The organism is Streptomyces sp. CNZ287 (assembly GCF_007827615.1).
On the sequence record NZ_VISV01000016.1, the window covers coordinates 149,868 to 171,972 of the forward strand.

The window sequence follows — 22,105 nt, forward strand, 5'->3', positions numbered from 1 at the left end:
AAGAGGCATCGGGGGAGCGGCGAGGGGGCGACGGCCGGGGGTCAGGCGTCGCGCTTCTTCAGCACGAGGTACCCGCCGATCAGCGCAGCCGCCGTCCACGCGCACATGATGCCGAAGCCGCCCCACGGCCCGTACGGCGTCTCGTCGCTGTTCAGCGCGCCGGGCACCACCTGCATGACCCGCGATCCCGCCTGGTCCGGCAGGTACTGCGCGACGTCCCTGGTGGCCGGGACGCCCGCAAGGATCGAGGAGATCAGGAAGAAGAAGGCCATCAGCAGGCCGAGGGAGAGCACGGTGCTGCGCAGCATCGCGGCGACGCCCATGGAGAACATCGCGATCACGCCCATGTACAGGCCGGCGCCGATGACGGCCCGCAGCACGTGCTCGTCGCCGATCGACGCCGCGTGGTCGCCGAGCAGGGACTGGCCGAGGAAGAACGTGAGGAAGCTGGTGAGCAGCCCGACGATCAGGGCGAGCAGGGTGGCGACGGCGATCTTCGAGACGTAGAACGTGGCACGCTGCGGTACCGCGGCCAGCGAGGTCTTGATCATGCCGGAGCTGTACTCGGTGCTGATCACGAGCACGCCGAAGACGACCATCGCGAGCTGGCCGAGCATCATGCCGAAGAAGCTCACCAGGGTCGGGTCGAAGGTGAGCCGCTCGGCCTCCGAGAGGTCGTCGAAGGTGGCGTTCATGACGCCGGAGAGGAGCGCGCCCACCGCGGCGGTGAGGACCAGCGCGGCGGCCAGCGTCCAGATCGTGGAGCTGACCGTGCGGATCTTGGTCCACTCCGACTTGAGCACTGCCGAGGGTGCTGCCATGGCCGTCAGTCTCCCTTGCCCCACTGCGGACCCGGTGCGGGCGGCGCGTTCGGCGCGGGCGGCCCCGGGGGCGCGGCCCCGGCCGCCGCGGCGGCGTCCGGGTCGCTCAGATCGTGCGCGTGGTACTCGACCGCCTGGGCGGTCATCTGCATGAAAGCCTCCTCCAGGGAGGCCTGTTGCGGGCTCAGCTCGTGCAGCGTCACCCGGTGCTGCGCGGCCAGCTCGCCGACCGGCTCGGCCATGTCGGCGCCCTCGACCTCGAACGCGCCGTCCTCGCGGAGGCTCACGGTCATCCCCGCCGCGCTCGCGGCGTCCTTGAACTGCTCGGGCTGCGGGGTGCGCACGCGCACGTACGACCGCGAGTTCTCCCGGATGAAGCCGGCCATCGAGGTGTCGGCGAGCAGCTTGCCCTGGCCGATGACGACGAGGTGGTCGGCGGTGAGCGCCATCTCGCTCATCAGGTGGCTGGAGACGAAGACCGTGCGGCCCTGGGCGGCCAGGCTCTTCATCAGGTTGCGGATCCAGTGGATGCCCTCGGGGTCGAGCCCGTTGACCGGCTCGTCGAACATCAGGATCTCGGGGTCGCCCAGCAGTGCGTACGCGATGCCGAGGCGCTGGCCCATGCCGAGCGAGAAGCCCTTGGACTTCTTCTTCGCCACCGCCGTGAGGCCGACGGTCTCCAGCACCTCGCTCACCCGGGCGGCCGGGATGCGGTTGCTCTGGGCCAGGCACAGCAGGTTGTTGTACGCGCTGCGGCCGCCGTGCATGTTCTTCGCGTCCAGGAGGGCGCCGATGTACTTCAGCGGCTCCTGGAGCTCGCGGTAGTGCTTGCCGTCGATGCGCACGGAACCGGACGTGGGGTTGTCGAGGTCGAGCATCATGCGCATCGTCGTCGACTTGCCGGCGCCGTTCGGACCGAGGAATCCGGTGATCATGCCCGGCCGCACCTGGAAGGTCAGGTGGTCCACGGCGAGCTTGTCGCCGTACCGCTTGGTCAGCCCCTCCAGTTCGATCATGCGCTAACCCTAGGCGGCGAGGTCATCGAACGCATCTCCTGGGAGCAATCGACACAACCGGATTGGCGCCCTCCGCCAGTGGGGCGGAGGGCGCCGGAGACGTACCGTGCGGCCGGGCGGGGCGATCCGCCCGGCCGCACCGGACTCAGCGGGACTGCTGGGCGGGCACGCCCGGCTTGTCCTCCACGTCGTCCATCCCGGTCTGGGCGGCGACCTGCGCGCCGGTCAGCGTCGCCAGCATCTCGCGGACGTTGGTGAGCTGGGCGTTGATGCTGTCGCGGCGGTTGGTGAGCGCCGCCAGCTCGCGCTCCGACTCGCTGCGGATCCGCTCGGCCTTGGCGTTCGCGTCCGCCACGATGTCCTCGGACTGGCGCTGCGCGGTCTCGACCGTCTGCCGGGCACGGCGCTCGGCGTCGGTACGCAGCTTCTCGGCCTCCAGGCGGAGCTGCTCGGCGCGGTGCTCGATCTCCGCGAGCCGCTTCTCGGCCTTGGCCTGACGGGAGGCGAGGTCGCGCTCGGACTGCTCCCGGCGCTTGGCGAGGTTCGTCTCGAAGTCCGCGGCGGCCTGGGCGGCCTTGGCGCGGGTCTCCTCGAAGAGGGTGTCCGCCTCCTCGCGCTTCGACTGCGCGTCCTTCTGCGCCTCGGCACGCAGCCCGCTGGCCTCGCCCTTCGCCTTCTCGACGATCCGGGCGCCCTCCTCCTCGGCCTTCGCCTTGCGCTCGGCGGCGAACGCCTCGGCGTCGTTGCGCACCTGCTGCGCGGCCGACTCGGCGAGCTCGCGGTGCTGGTCGGCGGCGCGGCGGGCCTCCTCGCGCAGGTCCTTGGCCTCTTCCTCGGCGAGCCGCAGGATCTTCTCCACCCGGGCACCGAGGCCGGCGTACGACGGCTCGGAGTCGGCGATCTGCGCCTGTGCGTTCTGCGTCTCGAGGTGAAGCTCCTCGATCCGCTTCTCAAGAGAGGTGATGCGCGAGAGGGCACTGTCGCGGTCGGCTACGAGCTTGGTGATCCGTTCGTCCACCTGCTCGCGGTCGTATCCGCGCCTTGCGAACTCGAAACCGAAGGGGTTGGCAGTGTCGCTCATGGGGTTCCTGTCGAAAGAGACCGAGTGAGGTGATAAGGGGAATCCTAGGGGTGCTGACGGCGTGTCACAGCGTCAATCCAGGTTTGATCTGGAGAATGTCCGCTCAATCGAGTGGTCTGCCACCGGACTGTTTGCCCCCCGACCGGGCCGCGGCGGCGGCGGGGGCCTTCCCGCCGCCGTCCTTCCCCTTGCTGACCTGGCTGTTCTTGCCCTCTCTGGCGTCCTTGCCGTTCGCCCCCGCGGTGCCAGGGCTCTCGAAGGACTCCAGGGCTTCGAGGACGTCCTGCACGCGGGAGATCTCCGCGTTGATGTCCTCGCGTCTGCGGGTGATCAACTCCAGCTCGCGGCGGCCCTCGTCGACCATCCGCCTGGCCTCGGCGCGCGCCTCGGCCTTCGTCCGCTCGGCCGCGTCGAACGCCTCCGCCTGCTTCTGCTCGGCCTCGTTGAGCAGTCCCTCCGCCTTCTTCACCGCGGCGATACGGACCTTGCCGGCCTCGCCCTTGGCGTCGGCGAGCATCTGCTGGGCACGCGCCTCGGCCGCGTTGAGCTGCTCGTGAGCTGCGGCGACGAGCTTGTCGACGCGCTCGCCCGCGGCCTTGGTGGCCTCGGCGGCCTCGCGCCTGGCGCGGTCGTGCAGCGCGTCGGTCTCGGCCTCCGTGCGGGTACGCAACTCCTCGGCCCGCTCGCGGATCGCGTGGGAGTCCCGGCGGGCCTCCTCCAGCATCCGGTCGGCGTCGGCGCGGGCCTTCTCCACCAGACCGCTCGCCTCCGAGGTGGCGTCGCGCACCAGCCGGTCGGACTCCTTGCGGGCGGCGGCGACCATCACGTCGGCCTGCTCCTCGGCCGCCGCGGTGGCCCTGGTGGCCTCCTCGTGCGCCTTCTCGACCAGCTTGTCGGCCTGTTCCGCGGCCTCCGTGCGGCGCTTCGCGGCATCGCTGCGGGACTCGTCCCGGACCCTTTCCGCCTCGGTACGCAGGCGTTCGGCTTCTGCTAGCGCGTCGTTGACGGTCGATTCCGCCAACTCCTTGGCGGCGTCGGTCTCTTCCTTGGTCTCCCGGCGCAGCGTGGCAGCCGCGTGCTCCGCGGCCGACCGCAGGCCCGCGATCTCCTCGTCGGCCTGCGCCCGCAACTCGCTCACGGAGTCCCGCACCTGCCGGGCGGTCTGCTCGGCCGCGGTCACCAGCTCGCGCGCCCGGCGCTCCGACTCCTCGGTCACCCGGGCGGCTTCGGCCTGCGCCTCCTCGACCCGCTTGCGCGCCGAGGCCAGCAGCTCCTCGGCCTGCCGGGTGGCCTGCGTACGCTCGCGCTCCGCCTCGCCCCGGGCGGCGGTCAGCATCTCCTCCGCCTCGCGCCGCCGGCGCGCGGCCTCCTCCTGCGCCGCCGTCAGCGCCTCCTGCGCCTCCGCCGCCAGCCGCTCGGCGGCGGCGGACGCCTCCGAGCGGATCCGGTCCGCCGCCTCCTGGGCCTCGCGGCGCAGCCGCTCGGACTCGCCGGTGGCGTCCTCGTGCAGCCGCTGGGCGGCGGCCTCGGCCTCGGCGCGGGTCGCGGCCGTCTCCGCGGCGGCCTCCTCGCGCATCCGGGTCGCCTCGGCCTGCGCCTGCTGCTGGAGCGTACGCAGCCGCTCCGCGGCCTCCGCGCGCAGCCGCTCGGTCTCCTCCGCGGCCTCCCGGCGGATCCGCTCCGCCTCGCCGCGGGCCGCGGCCAGCGCCTCGTCGGCGGCCGTGACCCGGGCGGCAGCCTCCTGCTGGAGCCGGTCCAGCTCCGTCTGCACCTCGGCCCGGCGGGCGGCGACGGCCTCGTCGGCCTCGGTACGGGACTTCCGCGCGGCCTCCGCGGCCGCCTCGGTGATCTTCGCGGCCTGCGCCTCGCCCTCGGCGCGCAGCTCGTCGGCCTCGGTGCGGGCCTTGGCCAGCGCCTCCTCGGCCCGCTCGCGCAGCGTCGCGGCCCGCTCCGCGGCCTCGCCGCGTACCCGCTCGCCCTCGGCCGTGGCGGCCTCGCGCAGCTCCTCGGCGTCCGTGCCGGCCTTCGCCAGCAGCTCCTCGGCGGACTTCGCCGCCTCCTCGATCTGCGCGACCGCGTCCCTGCGGGCCTCGCCGCGGATCCGCTCGCCCTCGGCGGTGGCCTCCGCGCGCAACTGCTCGGCCTCGTCCCGCAGCCGCCGCGCCTCGCCCTGCAGCTCGACCGTCTTGGCCCGGAACTCCTCGGTGTCGTCCTTGGCCGCGCCCTTGAGCTGCTCGGCCGCCGCCGCGGCCTCGTCCCGCAGCCGCTCGGCCTCGGCCTCCGCCTCCCGGCGGATCCTGTCGGCCTCCTCGCTTGCGGCCGCGGTGGTGTCCTCGGCCTGCTTGGACGCCTTGTTGAGCACGTCCTCGGCGGTCTTGGCGGCCTTGGCGATGGCGTTCGCGCTGTCCTCCGCGGAGCGCGTACGGGCCGTCTCCTCGGCCTCCGCGATCAGGGCCTCGGCCTGGGTACGGGCGTCGGCCCGCACCTGCTCGGCCTCCGCCTTGATCGCCTCGGCCTCCTTGGTGGCCTCGCCGACCAGCCGCGCGATCTCGTTGCGCGTGGTGCGCATCCGCTGGTCCGCGCCCGCCTCGGTCTCGGCGATCTTCTTGGTCGCCGCCTCCTGGGCCTGCGCCACCAGCCGGTCCGCCTCGGTGCGCGCGGCGCGCAGCGCGGTCTCGGCCTCCGCCAGCTTCTCCTCGGCCCGGCGCTGCGCCTCGGTCGCCTCCCGGCGGGCCTCCTCCGCCTCCCCGGCCGAGGAGCTGCGCAACTGCTCGGCGTGGGTGGTGGCCTCCTGGGCCTGGGTGGACGCGGCGCTCAGCAGCCGCTCGGCATCGGCGCGGGCGCGCCGCAGCAGGTCGTCGGCCTCCGCCCGGGCGGCCTCGGCCTCGCTGCCGACCCGCTGGCGGGTCTGCTCCGACTGGCGCTGCGCCTCGGCCCGGGCGGCGGCGATGAGCCGGTCCGCCTCGGTCCTGGTCTCGTCCATGAGCCGGCGGGCCTGCGCCTCCGTACGGGAGCGCAACTGCTCGGCCCACGCCACGTTCTCGTTGACGTGGGTCTCGACGGTGGTGCGGCGCTCCGCCAGCTCCTCGTCCAGCCGCTGCCGCCGGGCGATCGCCTCGGCGTGCAGGTCCGCCTCCATCCGCGCCTGGCGCTCGGCGTGCTCCTGGAGCAGCCGCTGCGCCTGGGCGCGCGCCTCGCGCAGCTCGCGCTCGACGTCGGCGCGCAACTGGTCCGCCTGGGCCTGGGCGTTGCGCAGCAACTGCTCGGCCTGGTGCGAGGCGCTGTCGAAGGAGGTGCGGGCGCCGAGTCCGCGGCGCGCCTCGTGCAGCTTGGCGCGCAACACCTCGACCTGGTAGCCGAGGTCCTCGGCGTGCTGGACGGCCTTCTCCCGCTCCTTCTTCAGCCGCTCGATCTCGGCCTCGAACTGCGAGAGCCCGTCCATGACGGCGTCAGGCTCGTAGCGGTCGTAGCCCCGCACTGCGCGGTCCCATCCGTCCCCGGGTCGTTTCTGCCTGCTGGCAATGGCGATGACGTGTGCTGCGTCGTGTGCTTTTCGTGTGCTGGTATCGATGGTGTCAGATGATCGGGCCGCCCGGGACGCGGGCGGCCCCCTGCACTCTACCGGCCACGGGAATCAAAGGTCAGTGTGCGCCCGGGGCCGATGCCGAAGTGACCAATTCTGTCAGCACGCCGTGGCAGTCCTTGGGGTGCAGGAAGGTGATCCGCGAGCCCATCGAGCCGCGCCGCGGCTCGTCGTAGAGGACGCGAACGCCCTTGTCACGGATGGCGTCGGCGTCGGCGTCGACGTCCGCGGTGCCGAAGGCGATGTGGTGGACGCCCTCGCCGTTCTTCGCCAGCCACTTGCCGACCGCGGAGTTCTCGCGGATGGGTTCGAGCAGTTGCAGGTACGAGGCGCCGCCGTCGGACGTCTCGTTGATCTTCAACATGGCCTCGCGGACCCCCTGCTCCTCGTTGACCTCGGTGTGGAACACCTCGAAGCCGTAGGTGGCGCGGTAGAACTCGACGGTGGCGTCCAGGTCATGACAGGCGATTCCGATGTGGTCGATGCGCGTCAGCATGCGCACAGTCCACCGCCGCCGGGAAGGTTACGCAACGTGCGCACGGTCACACCGAACGGACCGTGACCCGGGCGCGAACCGCTCAGTACGCTGAAGTTAACCCTCATTCACTCCTCCCCGAAGGGGACGCGCATGACCGGCAGCGGCACTTCAGGCACCACGTCCGTGATCGTCGCGGGCGCCCGTACCCCCATGGGGCGCCTCCTCGGCTCCCTGCGGGCCTTCTCCGGCGCGGATCTCGGCGGCTTCGCCATCGAGGCGGCCCTGGCGCGTGCGGGCGTCGCGGCCGACCAGGTGGAATACGTGATCATGGGGCAGGTGCTCCAGGCCGGGGCCGGGCAGATCCCGGCGCGGCAGGCCGCGGTGAAGGCGGGCATCCCGATGACCGTGCCCGCGCTGACCGTGAACAAGGTCTGCCTCTCCGGGCTCGACGCCATCGCCCTGGCCGACCAGCTCATCCGCGCCGGCGAGTTCGACATCGTCGTCGCCGGCGGCCAGGAGTCCATGACCAACGCCCCGCACGTGCTGCCGAAGTCCCGCGAGGGCGTGAAGTACGGCGCCCTGCAGATGCTCGACTCCATGGCGCACGACGGGCTCACCGACTCCTTCGAGGGCATCGCCATGGGCGAGTCCACCGAGAAGCACAACGCCCGCCTCGGCATCGCCCGCGAGCCGCAGGACGCCTTCGCCGCCGCCTCCCACCAGCGGGCCGCCGCCGCGCGGGAGCGCGGGATCTTCGCCGAGGAGATCACCCCGGTCGAGCTGCCAGCGCGCCGGGGTGCGGCCGTCGTCGTCGACACCGACGAGGGCATCCGCCCGGACACCACCGCCGAGGGCCTGGCCAAGCTGCGCCCCGCCTTCGCGCCCGACGGCACGATCACCGCGGGCACCGCCTCGCAGATCTCCGACGGCGCCGCCGCCGTGGTCGTCATGAGCCGCGCCAAGGCCGAGGAGCTGGGGCTGACCTGGCTGGCCGAGATCGGCGCCCACGGGAACGTGGCGGGCCCGGACAACTCCCTGCAGTCCCAGCCCTCGAACGCCATCCTGCACGCGCTGAAGAAGGAGGGCATCGACGTCGGCGACCTCGACCTCATCGAGATCAACGAGGCATTCGCCGCCGTCGCCGTGCAGTCCATGAAGGACCTCGGCGTCACCCCCGAAAAGGTGAACGTCAACGGCGGCGCCATCGCGCTGGGTCACCCGATCGGGATGTCCGGCGCCCGGCTCGTCCTCCACCTCGCCCTCGAACTGAAGCGCCGCGGGGGCGGCACCGGCGCCGCCGCCCTCTGCGGCGGCGGCGGCCAGGGCGACGCGCTGGTGGTGCGGGTCCCGCGGGCCTGAGGCCCGGCGCCACGGGCGCGGCGGCCCCGGTCCGTACGGTGACCGGGGCAGGGGAGGGGCCGGGGAGCAGGCCCCGCACGGACGCAAGGAGCGATCACACATGCCAGCCGCAGACGTAGCCGCGCTCGTGGCCGCCGCCCGCGAGGGCGGCCCGCGGGCCGTCGCCCGGCTCATCACCCTGGTCGAGGGCGCGTCGCCGCACCTGCGGGAGGTGATGGCCGCCCTCGCCCCGCTGGCCGGCCGCGCCTACGTCGTCGGGCTCACCGGAGCGCCCGGCGTCGGCAAGTCCACGTCCACCTCCGCCCTGGTCACCGCGTACCGCAGGCGCGGCAAGCGGGTCGGCGTGCTGGCCGTCGACCCCTCCTCGCCGTTCTCCGGCGGGGCGCTGCTCGGCGACCGGGTGCGGATGGGCGTGCACGCCTCCGACCCCGGCGTCTACATCCGCTCCATGGCCACCCGCGGCCACCTCGGCGGGCTCGCCTGGTCCGCGCCGCAGGCGATCCGCGTGCTGGACGCCGCCGGCTGCGACGTCGTGCTGGTGGAGACGGTCGGCGTCGGGCAGTCGGAGGTGGACATCGCCGGGCAGGCCGACACCTGCGTGGTGCTGCTGGCGCCCGGCATGGGCGACGGCATCCAGGCGGCCAAGGCCGGGATCCTGGAGATCGGCGACGTGTACGTGGTCAACAAGGCCGACCGCGACGGCGCCGACGCCACCGCCCGCGAGCTGAACCACATGCTCGGCCTCGGCGAGGCCCGCGCCCCCGGCGACTGGCGCCCGCCCATCGTCAAGACCGTCGCCGCCCGCGACGAGGGCACCGACGAGGTCGTCGAGGCGCTGGAGAAGCACCGGGCCTGGATGGAGGAGCACGGCGTGCTGGCCGCGCGCCGGCTGCGGCGGGCGGCGGGGGAGGTCGAGACGATCGCGGTCACGGCGCTGCGCGAACGGATCGCCGACCTGCACGGCGACCGGCGGCTGTCGGCGCTCGCCGAGCGGATCACCGCGGGTGAGCTGGATCCGTACGCCGCCGCCGACGAACTGCTGGAGGGCCTCACCGGCGGCTGACGGCGCGGGGTCCTCCGGGGCGCGTACGGACCGGGCCTCCGGTCCGTACGCGCCCCGCCGCCTCCGCTACCTGCCGTACGCCGCAGGCGTGCCGCCCGGCACGCCCTGCTGATGCGGCACGGCACCCGTCGCCAGCCCGGCCTGCATCGTCTCGGTCGACTGCAGCAGCACCTGCCCGGCGCCCGTGAACTGGAACTGGTGCTCCTCGCCGGACGCGCCGCCGATGCCGGTCATCGCCCGGATCCCGCCGAGGAGGCCCTGCATGTACCCGTGGTCGTAGTGGTGGCACGGCGACGGGCAGTCGGCCCACCCCACCAGCGCCTGCGGGTCCACCCGGATCGGCGGCTCGACGAAGACGACGGCGCCGTTGGAGACGGCGACGAACTTGCCCGTGCCGATCAGCGTCAGGAAGCCCGGCACGATGGACTGCTTCAGCTCCAGACCCGGCTCGAAGGCGAGCAGGTTCCCGGAGCGGATGGTGAGGTTGCCGTCGTCCAGGTCGAAGGAGTTGACGTCGAACGCCCGGTCCGCGAGCACCATCACGCCGCTGCCCCGCGCCACCACCCAGTCCGCGGCGTGCAGCGGCGAGTGGAAGCTCCCGGCCACCAGCCCGTCGAACGCCCCGTGGCCGACGCCCTCGAAGGAGATCTGCCCGTAGTAGGCGATCATCTTCCCCTTCTGCAGGAACCACTGCCCGTCGAGCGCGACGCTGAAGGCGTACGGGTGGACGTTGTCGTTGCGCGGCAACGTGTTCATGTCGTGGACGACGGGTCCGGCGGTCATCTGACACCTCCGAGGATGCCCCAGCCTTTGCACTGGGGAGGAATCGGACTCCTGCGCAGCAGGGCAGGGGTGGCCGAATCGTGCTCAGGACGATCCGGCGTCTCCACTCGCGGGGCCGAGCGTGATCTCAAGCAGGTGGACGATCTCGGAGTTGAGGGATCTCCGGTCCGTGCGCGCCTGCTCAACAAGGCGCTCATGCAGGTCTTTCGGTAGGCGGAGCGAGATCCGCTTCTCATTGTCCACGCTAGAATGATGCCATGGCGACATCGTGGCAGCAGCGGGACGGTGCCGGATACGCCCGGTACACCTACCGGCTGCGCGTGTCGTCGTCCGCCCGCGCCGCTCTGACGGGGGAGTGGGCCCGGTGCCGGTGGGTCTGGAACGAATGCGTGGCCCGTTCCAGAAAGGCGCACGCCGAGGGTGACAAGTGCGGGCCCGCCCGGCTGGACAAGATGCTGACCGAGGCCCGCTCCACCATGGAGTGGCTGAGCGCCGGCTCCTCTGTGCCGCAGCAGCAGACCATCCGCGACTTCGGTAAGTCCCGTGCCAAGGCCTTGAAGGACATCAAGGCCGGCATCCCGGTGCGGCGGCGGTCCGGCATGCCGAGAATCAAACGGAAGCGTGACGCGCTGCCCAGCCTCAACTACACCAGGCGCGGCTTCCGCCTCAAGGACGGGCGTCTGCACCTCGCCGGGAACATTGTCCTGACCGTGGTGTGGTCCCGTGAACTGCCTGCCGAGCCGTCGTCGGTGCGCGTCTACCGGAACGCGGTGGGGCACTGGCACTGCTCGTTCGTCGTCCCCGCCGCAGTGGTGCCCTTGCCCGCGACGGGCGCGGTGATCGGCATCGACTGGGGTGTGAAGCAGATTGCCACCACGACCTCCGACGACTACGACCTTCCCCAGCCCGGGCATGGGAAGAACGCCGCGCACCGACTTGCCCGCTACCAGCGGATGGCCCGCCGTCGCCCCGGAAGGGGCCGGGCCGCCTCCAACGGTTACCGCCAGGCGCAGCGGCAGGCAGCCAAGCTGCACGAGAAGGTAGCCCGGCAGCGGCAGGACACTGCCCGCAAGTGGGCGAAGAAAGTCGTGGCGGATCACGATGCGATCGCCGTGGAGGACTTCCGGCCCAGGTTCCTCGCGAAGTCGACCATGGCACGCAAGGCGGCTGATGCCGCCGTCGGCGCCGCCAAGAAAGCCCTGATCGAGATGGGCCGCAAGTACGGGCGGGACGTCCGCCTCGTACACCCCGCGCACACCACCATGGACTGCGCGTCGTGCGGAGCGAGAACCAAGCACGCACTTCCTCTTTCGGAACGCACCTACACCTGCACCACGTGCGGAGCCCTCTGTCCCAGGGACAAGAACTCCGCCCGCGTGATGCTGCTCCGGGCTGGTCTCAACCCGGCTGGTGCCGACGGCGTAAGACCCACGGGGGCGCCGCCCCTGGAGGCAGCCTGAGCCAGGAATCCCCTCCCGCAAGGAAGGGGAGGATGTCAAAGCTTCTCCTCCGATGCCTGCACGTAGACCGTGCCGTTGCCCGACAGTTCCAGTTGGAACGCCTCGCCCGACCCGCGGCCCACCATGTCGCGCCAGCCGAGGGCGGTGGAGAGTTTGTTCCGCACCTGGCCGCGGTGGGCGACGTACGCCTGCGGGTCGACGTGCACCGGGTGCTGCGGGGTGATCGGCAGTTCCAGGACGCCGCCGTGGGCCATCACCGCCACCGCGCCGTGGCCGGCGAGGGTGGTGGTGAAGAGTCCCTGGCCGGTGACCTGGCCGCGGACCATGCCCATGACGCCGCCCTGCGAGCCCATGAACATCGTCCCCTGCTGGAGCGAGCCGTCGAAGGCCAGCAGCCGGTCGGCCTCCACGTACAGGGTGTCGCCGGCCATCTCGATCACGTGCACCTCGTGGCCGCCGTGCCCGAACATCACCGTGCCCGAGCCCTCGACGGTCATCAGCGGCGTCGCCTCGTTCGCCACCCGGCGGCCGATCATCGACGTCAGCCCGCCCTGGCCGCCCTGGATGTTGGGCGTGAAGCTCACCTGCCCGGTGTACGCGAGCATCGCGCCCCGCTGGCTGAACATCGTCTGGCCGGGCAGCACCTGCGCCTCGGCGATCTTCGAATTGAGCATCCGGAACGGCATCTAGACCGCACCCCCCACCGTGTTGCGCTCGCTGGGCTGTACGTAGACCAGCCCGTCCCCCTCGAAGCGGATCTGGAACCCTTCGCCGCCCCCCTCGCCTATGAGGGTGCGGAACGTCGCGCCGGACTGGAAGTGCTGCTGCACGTGCCCGGTGTGCGCGACGTACGCGCCCGGGTCGACGACCAGCGGGGTGCCCGGCGTGACCCGCAGCACCACCGCGGGCCCGTCCGACATGATCGCCGCCTGTCCCGTGCCCTCCACCGTGGTGGTGAAGAGCCCGGTGCCGGTGCTCGCGCCGCGCATCCCGGTGAAGCTCGTCCCCGTCTTCAGCCCGCCGTCGGTCGCCAGCAGGTTGCTCGATTCCACGTACAGCTTGTCGGCCTGGAGGCCGACAAGATTGATCACGCTGGCCCGGTCGGCGAAGTAGCAGGTGCCCTGCCCCTTCACCTCCATCAGCTCCATGGACTCGCCGGTCAGCCGGCGCGTCACCATCCCCCGTATCCCCTCGCCGCCCCCCGTGAGCTTCTTGAACGCCATCTGGCCGTCGTAGGCGACCATCGAGCCGTTCTTCGCCTTCACCGCGTCGCCGGCCATGTCCACGGCCAGCACCTTGCTGCCTTGCAGTCGAAACTGAGCCACGGGGCGACGCTAGCGGCTCGGCCACCCCTCCCGGAAGGCCGGGTATGGGCGGCTGACACAATGGGGTCCAGTTTGCCCGGGGACATCCCCCGGATTCCGGACGATCCGAAGGCTGCTCCCATGGACCCTGTGGACATCGACACCGCATCCGCTCTCCGCCGCCTCCGGCTGATCTCGGCCCCCGAGGCGGTCTCCTTCCTCCTGCTGCTCCTGTGCTCCGTGCTGAAGCGGACCACGGACTTCGACGCGGTCCCGGTCATGGGCATGATCCACGGACTGCTCTTCATCGGGTACGTGCTCTTCCTCGCCGACGCCTGGAACCGCACCCGCTGGCCGCTCAAGCGCGCGGCGCTCTACTTCGTCCTGGCCGTGCTGCCCGGCGGCGGCTTCGTCGCCGAGCGCATGCTGCGCCGCGAGCTGGAGGCCGGGATCATCGCCGACCGCGCCCGCCGCGAGGGTGTCGTCGGCACCTGACCGCCGCCCGCCGGCTCCTCTTCCGGCCCCTTCGCGGGACGGAAACCCCCGCACGGCCCTCTCCGGTTCGACACGCAGTCAATTTCCGCTTTTGGTGGGATATGTCGGCGTTGTCGTATCTGCGGAGGGACCGTGCGGCCGGAAGGCTATGACTACGAGAAGTTCAGCCGCCTCGCGGGGCCGCTGACGGATCCCGATCCGTCCCGGCCCTACCGGGTGCGCTACACGCGCCTGCTCTCCCGCGAGCCCCACCGGGTCCGGGCGGTCCTGCTCATGGCGCTCGCGCCGGTGCTCTCCTGCGCCCTGCTGCTCTACCTCGTCTGGCCCTCGCACTGGACCGAGCGCACCGGCGCCCCGCCCTGGCTGCTCACCGCGGACGCGGTGATGCTCATATCGATCGGGCTGATCGAGTCGTTCCGGCTGGTCAACGTCGTCTCGATCGCGCACGCCACGATGGTCGCCCGGGACCCGGTCCCGGTCACCGCGGAGCCCGGCACCCGGGTCGCGTTCCTCACCACGTACGTGCCCGGCAAGGAACCCCTCGCCATGGTGCGCGCCACGCTCACCGCCGCGGTCGCGCTGCGGCACGACGGACCGCTGGACGTCTGGCTGCTGGACGAGGGCGACGACCCCGAGGCCCGGGCCCTCTGCGCGGAGCTGGGCGTACGCCACTTCAGCCGCAAGGGCGTGCCGCAGTGGAACGCCGAGGAGGGCCCCCACCGCGCGAAGACCAAGCACGGCAACTACAACGCCTGGCTGGCCGCCTACGGCGACGGCTACGACTTCTTCGCCTCGGTCGACACCGACCACGTGCCGCTGCCGAACTACCTGGAGCGGATGCTCGGCTACTTCCGCGACCCCGACATCGCCTTCGTCGTCGGCCCGCAGGTCTACGGGAACTACGACACCGCCGTCACCAAGTTCGCGGAGAGCCAGCAGTACCTCTTCCACGCCCTGATCCAGCGCGCCGGCAACGCCTACGGCTCGCCGATGTTCGTCGGCACCAACAACGCCGTGCGGATCACCGCGCTCCGGCAGATCGGCGGCCTCTACGACTCGATCACCGAGGACATGGCCACCGGCTTCGAGCTGCACCGCACCCGCAACCCGGCCACCGGCCGCCACTGGTCCTCGGTCTACACCCCGGACGTGCTGGCCGTCGGCGAGGGGCCCACCTCCTGGACCGACTTCTTCACCCAGCAACTGCGCTGGTCGCGCGGCACGTACGAGACGCTCATCGGCCAGTACGGGCGCGGCAGGGGGCGCTTCCCCCTGCGGCGGCTCCTCAACTACTCGCTCATGCTCGTCTACTACCCGATGACCGCGGTCAACTGGCTCCTCGGCGCGCTGAGCTGCGTCCTCTTCCTCTGGCTCGGCTCCTCCGGCACCCAGGTGCCGGCCTCGATCTGGCTGATGCTCTACAGCGACGCGGCGGCCCTGCAGATCGGCCTCTACCTGTGGAACCGGCGGCACAACGTCTCGCCGCACGAGCCCGAGGGCTCCGGCGGCCTCGCCGGGATGCTGATGTCAGCGATGTCGGCGCCGATCTACTTCACCTCCTTCAAGGCGGCGGTGCTACGCCGGCCGTGCCGGTTCGTGGTCACGCCCAAGGGCGGCGACGCGAGCCCGGACCGGCTGGCGACGTTCCGTATCCATCTCTTCTGGGCGGGGCTCCTCGCGGCCTCGTTCCTGGCGTCGCTGGTCCTGGGCCACACGCATGTCGCGATGCGCACGTGGACGGTGCTCGGGGCGGGCATCGCGCTCGCGCCGGTGGCGATCTGGGTCTGGTCCGCGTGGCAGGTGCGGAGCGCGAACCGGCGCGAGGACGCCCGGCGCCGGGCGGATGTGGCCGCCGCCGCTGCCGTACGCGGCCGGGCCAGGGGGCTGCGGACGAGGCTGTGGAAGCCGGCCAGGGCGGCCGAGGACGCGGCCGCGGGCGCCGGCGGCACCGCGGCACCGGCCACGGCCGCCCCCGCCGCCACCACCGCGACGACGGCCACCGCGACGACGGCGACCACCACAGCGACGACGAGCGGGAGGAGCTGATCCATGGGGTACCGGCCCGGCAAACGGTTCAAGAAGGCGGCGATGGGCACGGGCGTGGTCATGGTGCTGGCGGCACTCAACGCCCCCGCCGCCATCGGCTTCGCCGAGGAGCAGTACCACGAGTACCGAATATCCCGGCCGGGGTACCAGCGGCAGTACGGCTCCTGGCAGGTGCAGGACACCCCGGACTCGTACCACCTCAACGCCATCCACGCCACGCTGCTGCACACCGGCAAGGTGCTGCTCATCGCCGGCTCGGGCAACGACCAGAAGCAGTTCGACGCCGGCACCTTCCGCACCGTCCTGTGGGACCCGGAGAAGAACAGCTACGAGGAGATACGCACCCCCGCCGACCTGTTCTGCGCCGGCCACACCCAACTCGCCGACGGCCGGCTGCTCGTCGCCGGCGGCACCGCCCGCTACGAGCTCCTCGACGGCGACGTCGAGCGCGCCGGCGGCCGGATGCTGGTGAAGAACGAGAACCCGGACAAGCCCGTCAGGCTCAAGAAGGGCACCGGCTTCATCGCCCCCTCCGGGCTCGTCTACCGCACCACCGCCGCCGTCACCGTCCCGGCCGCGGAGAAGAAGACGGCCAAGCGCGGCAAGACGGTCGTCACCGCCGCGGAGGCCAACGTCTTCGTCGAGGCCGAGGAGGAGGGCCGCGGCTACGTCCAGGACCGGCAGGCGCAGTACGCCGTCGAGGGCCTGACGGGCAAGCAGGCGGACAACGTCTACGGCCTGGCGCAGAAGCTCACCATGGACAAGCAGGACTTCCAGGGGATCAAGGACACCTTCGAGTTCGACCCGGTCCGGGAGCGCTACGTGCGCGTCGACCCGATGGACAAGGCCCGCTGGTACCCCACCCTCGTGACGCTGCCCGACGGCAAGGTCCTCTCGGTCTCGGGACTCGACGAGGCGGGCGAGATCCTCTACGGCGACAACGAGGTCTACGACCCGGAGACCAAGAAGTGGTCCAAGGCGCCGAACCGGTACTTCCCCACGTACCCCGCGCTCTTCCTCACCGCGGGCGGCAAGCTCTTCTACTCCGGCGCCAACGCCGGCTACGGCCCGGCCGACCGCGGCCGCAAGCCGGGCATCTGGGACCTGAAGGACAACTCCTTCACCACCGTGCCCGGCATGACCGACCCCGACCAACTGGAGACCGCGGGCTCCCTGCTGCTGCCGCCCGCGCAGGACCAGAAGGTCATGGTGCTCGGCGGCGGCGGGGTGGGGGAGTCGGCGAAGTCGACGCCGCGCACCTCGATCATCGACCTGACCGAGGACCGGCCGGCGTACGCGGACGGCCCCGACCTGCCGCAGGGCACCCGGTACCTCAACAGCGTGATCCTGCCCGACGACACGGTCTTCACCAGCGGCGGTTCCGCCGACTACCGCGGCCGCGGCGACAGCGACATCCACAAGGCCCAGTTCTACGACCCGGGCACCAACTCCTTCACCCGCGCCGCCGACCCGGAGGTCGGCCGGAACTACCACTCCGAGGCCGTGCTGCTCCCCGACGGCCGGGTGGCCACCTTCGGCTCCGACCCCCTCTTCGGCGACAAGGCCAACACCCGGCCCGGCACCTTCGAGAAGCGCATCGAGATCTTCACGCCGCCGTATCTGTACAAGGCCGAGGAGGGCGAGCGGCTGTCGATCGGCGCGGGTCCCGGGCGGCCGGGCCGCGGGCAGCAGGCGACGTACGAGGTCGAGGGGGCCGGGCGGGTGGCGAAGGCGCGGCTGATCCGGCCGGGCTCCGTCACCCATGTCACGGACGTCGAGCAGCGCTCGGTCCAGCTGGACGTGAAGAAGAGCGCCGGGAAGGTGACGGTGACGGTGCCGGCGGACCCGAGCCTGGTGCCGCCCGGCTGGTACATGCTCTTCGTCACCGACGGCAAGGGCGTGCCGTCCGAGGCGAAGTGGGTGCACGTGCCCTGAGAAGCCCGTCGGCGGGGCCGCTGCCCCTCGGCCCCGCCGGCGTACCACCCTGCGGGCAGGCGCCTCCCGTCGTCCGGGGGCGCCTCCCGCTCGCACGGGGAGCGTCTTTCCGCCGTACGCGCCGGTCCGCCCGTACGCGCCGGTCCGCTCAGCCCGCGCGGCGGGCCAGGCCCAGGGCGTACTCCGGCCACCAGGCGCCGGCCTCGGGGCCCCCGCGGCACGGCCCGTCCGACTCCCCGGGGCGCTTGACCCACAGGAACGCGTCGGCCCGCTCGTCGCCCGTCCGCGTCGTCGGCGGCTCGCCGAGCGCCCGGCCCGGGGGGTTGCACCACACCTTGTCCGGGGCGCCGGAGAGCGGCCCGTTGCCGTTGCGGCTGGTGTCGACGACGAAGTGGGCGCCGTCCAGGTGGTCGGAGAGCCGGCGGCCGTAGGCGAGCTGCTCTCCGGTGCGCTGGAAGTTGGAGACGTTGAGCGCGAAGCCGTCGGCCGCGCCGATGCCGGCCTGCCGCAGCGCATGGGCGAGCTTGCCCGGGTCGGCGATCCAGGAGGAGTTCCCGGCGTCGAGGTAGACCATGACGCCCGGGTGCTGCTTGAGCCGGGCGATGGCGCCGGAGATCAGCCGGTAGCGCTCCTCGTGCAGCTCCGGCGGGGTGCAGCCGTCCACGACGTGCGGGATGGCGTCGGGTTCGAGGATCACCAGCGCCTTCGCGTCGCCGATGCCGTCGGCGAAGGAGCCGATCCACCGCTCGTACGCGGCGGCGTCCGCGGCGCCGCCCGCGGAGTGCTGGCCGCAGTCGCGGTGCGGGATGTTGTACGCCACGAGCACCGCGGTGCGCCCGTCCGCCTCCGCGCCGCGCACCGCGGTGCGCACGTCGCCGCCGGGGTCGTGCCCCGCGGGCCACTCGGCGACCGGCCGGCTCGCGATCCGCTCCAGCAGCGCGGCGTCCTCCGCCCGGCCCTGCTGCTTGTACGCCTGCACCTGGCGGGCCGCCGGGGAGCCGGGGTCCACCCAGAACGGCGTCTTCGCCGCAGTGGCCGGCCGCGCCCGCTCGCCGTCCCGCGCCGCGTCCCCGTCCCCGTCGCCGCCGTCGGGCGCGCAGCCGAGCAGGACCCCGAGGAGCAGGAGGCTGAGGAGCGTACGGATCCGCACCGACATGCACTTCTCCCGCGGGAGGCGACGAAAGAGAACCCGTCGATCGTGACATGAGCGGATCTTTCCCTACAGAACGCCGCGCCCGCGCGGCCGGTGCCGCGTTCCCGAGGCGTCCGGATGGGCGTCAGCCGCCCGCGGCCAGCGCGCCGCCGAGCGGCGTGCGCTCGTAGAGCACGCGGTGGCGCTCGCGGTGGGACGTCAGCAGGCCGGCCGCCTTCAGCACGGTCAGGTGCGCGGAGACCGAGGAGGGGGCCAGGCCGAGGCGGCGGGCCAGCGCGGAGGTGGAGGCCGGCTCGTCGAGCGCGGCGAGGACCGAGGCCCGGCCGCCGCCGAGCAGCTTCGCCAGCGCCTGCCCCGCCCCGGGGCCCGGCTCCGCCCACAGGCTGCCGACGCCGCGGGCGGGGTAGATGACGGTGGGCTGCCAGGGCGGCTGGAAACCGGTCACCACGTCCGGCCAGACGAAGGCGCTCGGCATCAGCAGCAGGCCGTCGCCGGCGAGGTCGCGCTCGTAGCGGTCGCGGCTCTTGGTGCTCACGGTGAGCAGGCCGTCCGCGTACGACAGCCGGTGGTGCAGCAGCGCGAACAACTCGCCGAGACCGGCGGAGGCGAGTTGCCGGGCGCGGTAGTCGATGTCCGCCTCCAGCAGGTCGCGCAGCCGCGGCCAGAACGGCTCGACCAGCATGTGCCAGGCGCGCTCGGTGAGGTCGGCCATCAGGCTGATCGCGGCGGCGGGATCGGCGAGCAGCTTGCGGCCGAGCGGGGACTCGGCGGCGCCGGGAATGGTGCCGAACGACATGGTCATCTCGGCGTGCGCGAGGGCCGGGTCGGTGGCGCGCAGCCGGGCGAGGCCGTCGGCCACCGAGGTGTACGTGTCCCGCGGCGGGCCGCCGAGGAAGTCCGGGGTGTAGCCGGGACCGGGGTTCGGCATGAAGATCCACAGCGGGGCGAGGTCGAGCCCGGCGGCGGCGTCGCCGAGGCTGCGCAGCCACGGCCGGTGGTAGCCGTGGCGCTCGGTGCGGCGCAGCGTCCGTATCGCCTCGTGGGTCTCGAAGACCGGGGAGATCGCGAAGCGGCAGCGCAGCAGGTCCTCCGGGCCGAAGCGCATGTACATCGGCACGGCGGGTCCCCTCGCGGCTGACTGATTCGGCTGGTGCCGAAAGACTACGGCCCGCCACCGGCAGCGGGCGAGGCTCCGGGGATGAGCGACACCACAGCCCCGGACGGCGCGGCCGCACCCGTGCCCGCGGCCCCGCCGTCCGGCCGGGACGGCACCGGCGTACGCGCCGCCGCACCCCCCGGCACCCCCGCCGGCCCGCGCGCCCGCTACGCCGACGTCTTCCGCGTCCGCGAGTTCCGCTTCGTCTTCGCCGCGCACGTCATGTCGATCCTCGGCGAGGTCGTCGCCGCCATCGCGCTGACCGTCCTCGTCTACGACCGCACCGGATCCCCGCTGCTGAGCGCGCTCACCCTGGGCGTCGGCCTGCTGCCGTACCTCGTCGGCGGGACCCTGCTGTCCTCGATCGCCGACCGCCTCCCGGCCCGCCGGGTGCTGGTGACCTGCGACCTGCTGGCGGCCGTCTGCTTCGCGCTGATGGTGCTGCCCGGGATGCCCGTCGCCGCGCTGCTGGCGCTGCGCTGCGTCGCGGGCGTCATCTCGCCGGTCTTCACCGGCACCCGGATCGCCACGCTGGCCGACATCCTCGGCACCGGCGACCGGTTCGTCCTCGGCCGCTCCGTCATCCGGCTCACCGCGCAGGCGGCGCAGCTCGCCGGCTTCGCCCTCGGCGGGCTGCTGGCGGCGTTCTCCCCGCGCGCGACGCTCACCCTGACGGCGCTGGGGATGCTCGGCTCGGCGCTGGTGCTGCGCTTCGGCACCCGCGCCCGCCCGGCCCGTACCGCCGCGGGGACGCCCGGCCGCGCGAGCACCGTCGGCGCCTCGCTCGCCGCCGCCGGCACCTTCCTGCGCGACCGCCGCATCCGCGCGCTGCTGCTGCTCACCTGGATCCCGCCGACCTTCGTCGTCGCCCCCGAGGCGCTGGCCGCCGCGTACGCGGACGACCTCGGCATCGGCGCCCTCGGGCTCGGCCTGCTCATGACCGGCATGCCGATCGGCGCGGTCACCAGCGAGATCCTGGCCGGCTCGCTGCTCGGCCCGCGCGGCCGGGAACGGATCGTCTTCCCGGTGGCGGTGCTGTGCACGGTCCCCGCGATCGGTTTCGTGACGCACCCGTCGTTCGGCTGGGCGCTGCCGCTGCTGGTGCTCACCGGCTTCGGCATCTCGTACTCCCTCGGGCTCGACCAGTGGTTCGTCGCGGCCGTGCCCGAGGAGATGCGCGGCCGGGCGATGACGCTGCAGACCGCCGGGCTGATGACGTTGCAGGGGGTGGGCATGGCGGGCGCGGGCGCGGTCGCGGAGTTCGCCCCCGTGCACCTGGCCGTCGCCGCGGTCGGTGTGACGGGCACGGTGTGCTCGCTGCTGGTCTGCCTGGAAGTGCGCAGGACCCGACCGAAGGGTGAGACCGGGCTGACCGCGACGTGACCGGGCGGTAGGGTCGGCGACGTGCCGAAGCCGCTGAGCCTGTCGTTCGACCCCATCGCGCGCGCCGATGAACTCTGGCGCCAGCGCTGGGGAGCCGTGCCCGCGATGGGGGCCATCACGTCGGTGATGCGCGCCCACCAGATCCTGCTGGCGCAGGTCGACGCCGTCGTCAAGCCGTACGGGCTGACCTTCGCGCGCTACGAGGCACTGGTTCTGCTCACCTTCTCCAAGGCCGGCGAGCTGGCGATGTCGAAGATCGGCGAGCGGCTGATGGTGCACCCGACGTCGGTGACCAACACCGTCGACCGGCTGGTGAAGTCCGGCTACGTGGCCAAGCGGCCCAACCCCAACGACGGCCGCGGCACGCTCGCGTCGATCACCGACCGGGGCCGCGAGGTCGTCGAGCAGGCGACCCGCGATCTGATGGCGATGGACTTCGGGCTGAGCGCGTACGACGAGGAGCAGTGCGCGGAGATCTTCGCCATGCTCCGCCCGCTGCGGATAGCCGCGGGCGACTTCGAGCAGTAGCCCGGCGCGCCGGCGCCTCTCCCGCCTCGCCGCGCCTGCCGACGCCTGCGCCTGCTACGCCTTCGCCGCCGCGGGCTCGCCCTCGCGGACGACCAGCGGCTCGACCTGCCGGGTGAGCTTCCGCTCCACGAAGAACGCCGCCGTCGGCACCGTCCCCGCGAGCAGCACCCAGATCAGCCTGCCGACCGGGAGCTTCGCCTTGGAGCCGAGGTCGAAGGCGAACACCAGGTAGAGGATGTACAGCCAGCCGTGGGCGATGCTCACGACCTTGGTGAAGCCGTCCGCGCCGGAGAGGTCCAGGGCGTACTTGCCGATCATGCCCAGGGTGAGCAGGACGAGGAGCACGCCGGTCACGTACGCCATCGTGCGGTAGCGGGTGAGGACGCTCTTCTTCATGGCATCGAGCCTAAACCCCGCCGGAGACACGCCGTGACCACCCCCACTCCCCGGCCGCGTATGCC

20 protein-coding genes are annotated in these 22,105 nt (G+C 72.6%); 8 read left to right on the forward strand and 12 right to left on the reverse strand.

Going from position 1 to position 22,105, the window contains the following annotated elements; all coding sequences use genetic code 11:
- Positions 1-41: 41 nt before the first annotated feature.
- The 5 genes from FB457_RS25965 to mce form a co-directional block, all read right to left on the reverse strand.
- The gene (locus FB457_RS25965) at positions 42-821 is read right to left on the reverse strand and encodes an ABC transporter permease (protein WP_047018169.1); all 780 of its coding nucleotides are present in this window, start codon (positions 819-821) and stop codon (positions 42-44) included.
- Between the two features lie 5 nt (positions 822-826).
- Entirely contained in the window at positions 827-1,837 is a 1,011-nt protein-coding gene (locus tag FB457_RS25970) for an ABC transporter ATP-binding protein (RefSeq protein WP_047018170.1), read from the reverse strand.
- A gap of 145 nt (positions 1,838-1,982) precedes the next feature.
- Complete coding sequence (locus FB457_RS25975; protein WP_047018171.1) at positions 1,983-2,918, reverse strand: coiled-coil domain-containing protein; 936 nt, start codon at positions 2,916-2,918, stop codon at positions 1,983-1,985.
- Positions 2,919-3,021: 103 nt separating this feature from the next.
- The gene (gene scy, locus FB457_RS25980) at positions 3,022-6,396 is read right to left on the reverse strand and encodes a polarized growth protein Scy (protein WP_047018172.1); all 3,375 of its coding nucleotides are present in this window, start codon (positions 6,394-6,396) and stop codon (positions 3,022-3,024) included.
- Between the two features lie 163 nt (positions 6,397-6,559).
- Complete coding sequence (gene mce, locus FB457_RS25985; protein WP_047018173.1) at positions 6,560-6,997, reverse strand: methylmalonyl-CoA epimerase; 438 nt, start codon at positions 6,995-6,997, stop codon at positions 6,560-6,562.
- 132 nt (positions 6,998-7,129) lie between these two features.
- Here mce and FB457_RS25990 point away from each other — a divergent pair, with 132 nt between their 5' ends.
- Together FB457_RS25990 and meaB are read left to right on the forward strand one after the other, a co-directional pair.
- On the forward strand, positions 7,130-8,338 hold the full coding sequence (locus tag FB457_RS25990; protein WP_047018174.1) for an acetyl-CoA C-acetyltransferase: 1,209 nt from the start codon (positions 7,130-7,132) through the stop codon (positions 8,336-8,338).
- Positions 8,339-8,438: 100 nt separating this feature from the next.
- Complete coding sequence (meaB, locus tag FB457_RS25995) at positions 8,439-9,401, forward strand: methylmalonyl Co-A mutase-associated GTPase MeaB (RefSeq protein WP_047018175.1); 963 nt, start codon at positions 8,439-8,441, stop codon at positions 9,399-9,401.
- Positions 9,402-9,467: 66 nt separating this feature from the next.
- On the opposite strand, the gene FB457_RS26000 is transcribed toward meaB, so the two are convergent.
- Together FB457_RS26000 and FB457_RS26005 are read right to left on the reverse strand one after the other, a co-directional pair.
- Positions 9,468-10,184 (reverse strand): AIM24 family protein, encoded by a 717-nt coding sequence (locus FB457_RS26000; protein ID WP_047018176.1) that lies wholly within the window; start codon positions 10,182-10,184, stop codon positions 9,468-9,470.
- Between the two features lie 84 nt (positions 10,185-10,268).
- A complete protein-coding gene (locus FB457_RS26005; protein WP_173534887.1) occupies positions 10,269-10,427 on the reverse strand; it encodes an Arc family DNA-binding protein in 159 nt (52 codons plus the stop codon).
- A 14-nt stretch (positions 10,428-10,441) separates the two neighbouring features.
- Here FB457_RS26005 and FB457_RS26010 point away from each other — a divergent pair, with 14 nt between their 5' ends.
- On the forward strand, positions 10,442-11,644 hold the full coding sequence (locus FB457_RS26010) for an RNA-guided endonuclease InsQ/TnpB family protein (protein WP_145783470.1): 1,203 nt from the start codon (positions 10,442-10,444) through the stop codon (positions 11,642-11,644).
- A 35-nt stretch (positions 11,645-11,679) separates the two neighbouring features.
- On the opposite strand, the gene FB457_RS26015 is transcribed toward FB457_RS26010, so the two are convergent.
- Positions 11,680-12,330, reverse strand: a complete 651-nt coding sequence (locus FB457_RS26015) for an AIM24 family protein (RefSeq protein ID WP_145783472.1) — start codon at positions 12,328-12,330, stop codon at positions 11,680-11,682.
- A complete protein-coding gene (locus FB457_RS26020; RefSeq protein ID WP_078898453.1) occupies positions 12,331-12,969 on the reverse strand; it encodes an AIM24 family protein in 639 nt (212 codons plus the stop codon).
- A gap of 129 nt (positions 12,970-13,098) precedes the next feature.
- Between FB457_RS26020 and FB457_RS26025 the strand changes: the two genes are divergently transcribed.
- The 3 genes from FB457_RS26025 to glxA all read left to right on the forward strand — a co-directional run bounded on the left by FB457_RS26025 (position 13,099) and on the right by glxA (position 17,424).
- Positions 13,099-13,443 carry a DUF3817 domain-containing protein gene (locus FB457_RS26025; RefSeq protein ID WP_145783485.1) on the forward strand — a complete coding sequence of 115 codons (345 nt, stop codon included), beginning with the start codon at positions 13,099-13,101 and terminating at the stop codon, positions 13,441-13,443.
- Between the two features lie 132 nt (positions 13,444-13,575).
- Positions 13,576-15,489 carry a glycosyltransferase family 2 protein gene (locus tag FB457_RS26030; protein WP_145783473.1) on the forward strand — a complete coding sequence of 638 codons (1,914 nt, stop codon included), beginning with the start codon at positions 13,576-13,578 and terminating at the stop codon, positions 15,487-15,489.
- 3 nt (positions 15,490-15,492) lie between these two features.
- Positions 15,493-17,424: a radical copper oxidase GlxA gene (glxA, locus tag FB457_RS26035; protein ID WP_047018181.1), complete on the forward strand. Its 1,932-nt coding sequence runs from the start codon at positions 15,493-15,495 to the stop codon at positions 17,422-17,424.
- 148 nt (positions 17,425-17,572) lie between these two features.
- Here glxA and FB457_RS26040 read toward each other — a convergent pair whose 3' ends face one another.
- Together FB457_RS26040 and FB457_RS26045 are read right to left on the reverse strand one after the other, a co-directional pair.
- Positions 17,573-18,580 (reverse strand): glycoside hydrolase family 6 protein, encoded by a 1,008-nt coding sequence (locus tag FB457_RS26040; protein WP_047018182.1) that lies wholly within the window; start codon positions 18,578-18,580, stop codon positions 17,573-17,575.
- A gap of 121 nt (positions 18,581-18,701) precedes the next feature.
- Entirely contained in the window at positions 18,702-19,694 is a 993-nt protein-coding gene (locus FB457_RS26045) for an ArsR/SmtB family transcription factor (RefSeq protein ID WP_047018183.1), read from the reverse strand.
- Between the two features lie 81 nt (positions 19,695-19,775).
- Here FB457_RS26045 and FB457_RS26050 point away from each other — a divergent pair, with 81 nt between their 5' ends.
- Together FB457_RS26050 and FB457_RS26055 are read left to right on the forward strand one after the other, a co-directional pair.
- Entirely contained in the window at positions 19,776-21,116 is a 1,341-nt protein-coding gene (locus FB457_RS26050) for an MFS transporter (RefSeq protein WP_253911431.1), read from the forward strand.
- 21 nt (positions 21,117-21,137) lie between these two features.
- Entirely contained in the window at positions 21,138-21,644 is a 507-nt protein-coding gene (locus tag FB457_RS26055; protein ID WP_047018185.1) for a MarR family winged helix-turn-helix transcriptional regulator, read from the forward strand.
- Between the two features lie 54 nt (positions 21,645-21,698).
- Here the strand turns inward: FB457_RS26055 and FB457_RS26060 are convergent, their stop codons facing one another.
- On the reverse strand, positions 21,699-22,040 hold the full coding sequence (locus tag FB457_RS26060) for a DUF3817 domain-containing protein (RefSeq protein WP_047018186.1): 342 nt from the start codon (positions 22,038-22,040) through the stop codon (positions 21,699-21,701).
- Between the last annotated feature and the right edge of the window lie 65 nt (positions 22,041-22,105).

What these genes read in the sequence shown, in the direction of transcription:
- mce (WP_047018173.1), bottom strand. Translation starts at nt 6,997, where the DNA reads ATGCTGACGCGCATCGACCACATCGGAATCGCCTGTCATGACCTGGAC.
- FB457_RS25990 (WP_047018174.1), top strand. Translation starts at nt 7,130, where the DNA reads ATGACCGGCAGCGGCACTTCAGGCACCACGTCCGTGATCGTCGCGGGC.
- FB457_RS26015 (WP_145783472.1), bottom strand. Translation starts at nt 12,330, where the DNA reads ATGCCGTTCCGGATGCTCAATTCGAAGATCGCCGAGGCGCAGGTGCTG.
- FB457_RS25965 (WP_047018169.1), bottom strand. Translation starts at nt 821, where the DNA reads ATGGCAGCACCCTCGGCAGTGCTCAAGTCGGAGTGGACCAAGATCCGC.
- FB457_RS25975 (WP_047018171.1), bottom strand. Translation starts at nt 2,918, where the DNA reads ATGAGCGACACTGCCAACCCCTTCGGTTTCGAGTTCGCAAGGCGCGGA.
- FB457_RS26040 (WP_047018182.1), bottom strand. Translation starts at nt 18,580, where the DNA reads ATGTCGGTGCGGATCCGTACGCTCCTCAGCCTCCTGCTCCTCGGGGTC.
- FB457_RS26010 (WP_145783470.1), top strand. Translation starts at nt 10,442, where the DNA reads ATGGCGACATCGTGGCAGCAGCGGGACGGTGCCGGATACGCCCGGTAC.
- FB457_RS25970 (WP_047018170.1), bottom strand. Translation starts at nt 1,837, where the DNA reads ATGATCGAACTGGAGGGGCTGACCAAGCGGTACGGCGACAAGCTCGCC.
- glxA (WP_047018181.1), top strand. Translation starts at nt 15,493, where the DNA reads ATGGGGTACCGGCCCGGCAAACGGTTCAAGAAGGCGGCGATGGGCACG.
- meaB (WP_047018175.1), top strand. Translation starts at nt 8,439, where the DNA reads ATGCCAGCCGCAGACGTAGCCGCGCTCGTGGCCGCCGCCCGCGAGGGC.
- FB457_RS26000 (WP_047018176.1), bottom strand. Translation starts at nt 10,184, where the DNA reads ATGACCGCCGGACCCGTCGTCCACGACATGAACACGTTGCCGCGCAAC.
- FB457_RS26050 (WP_253911431.1), top strand. Translation starts at nt 19,776, where the DNA reads ATGAGCGACACCACAGCCCCGGACGGCGCGGCCGCACCCGTGCCCGCG.
- FB457_RS26060 (WP_047018186.1), bottom strand. Translation starts at nt 22,040, where the DNA reads ATGAAGAAGAGCGTCCTCACCCGCTACCGCACGATGGCGTACGTGACC.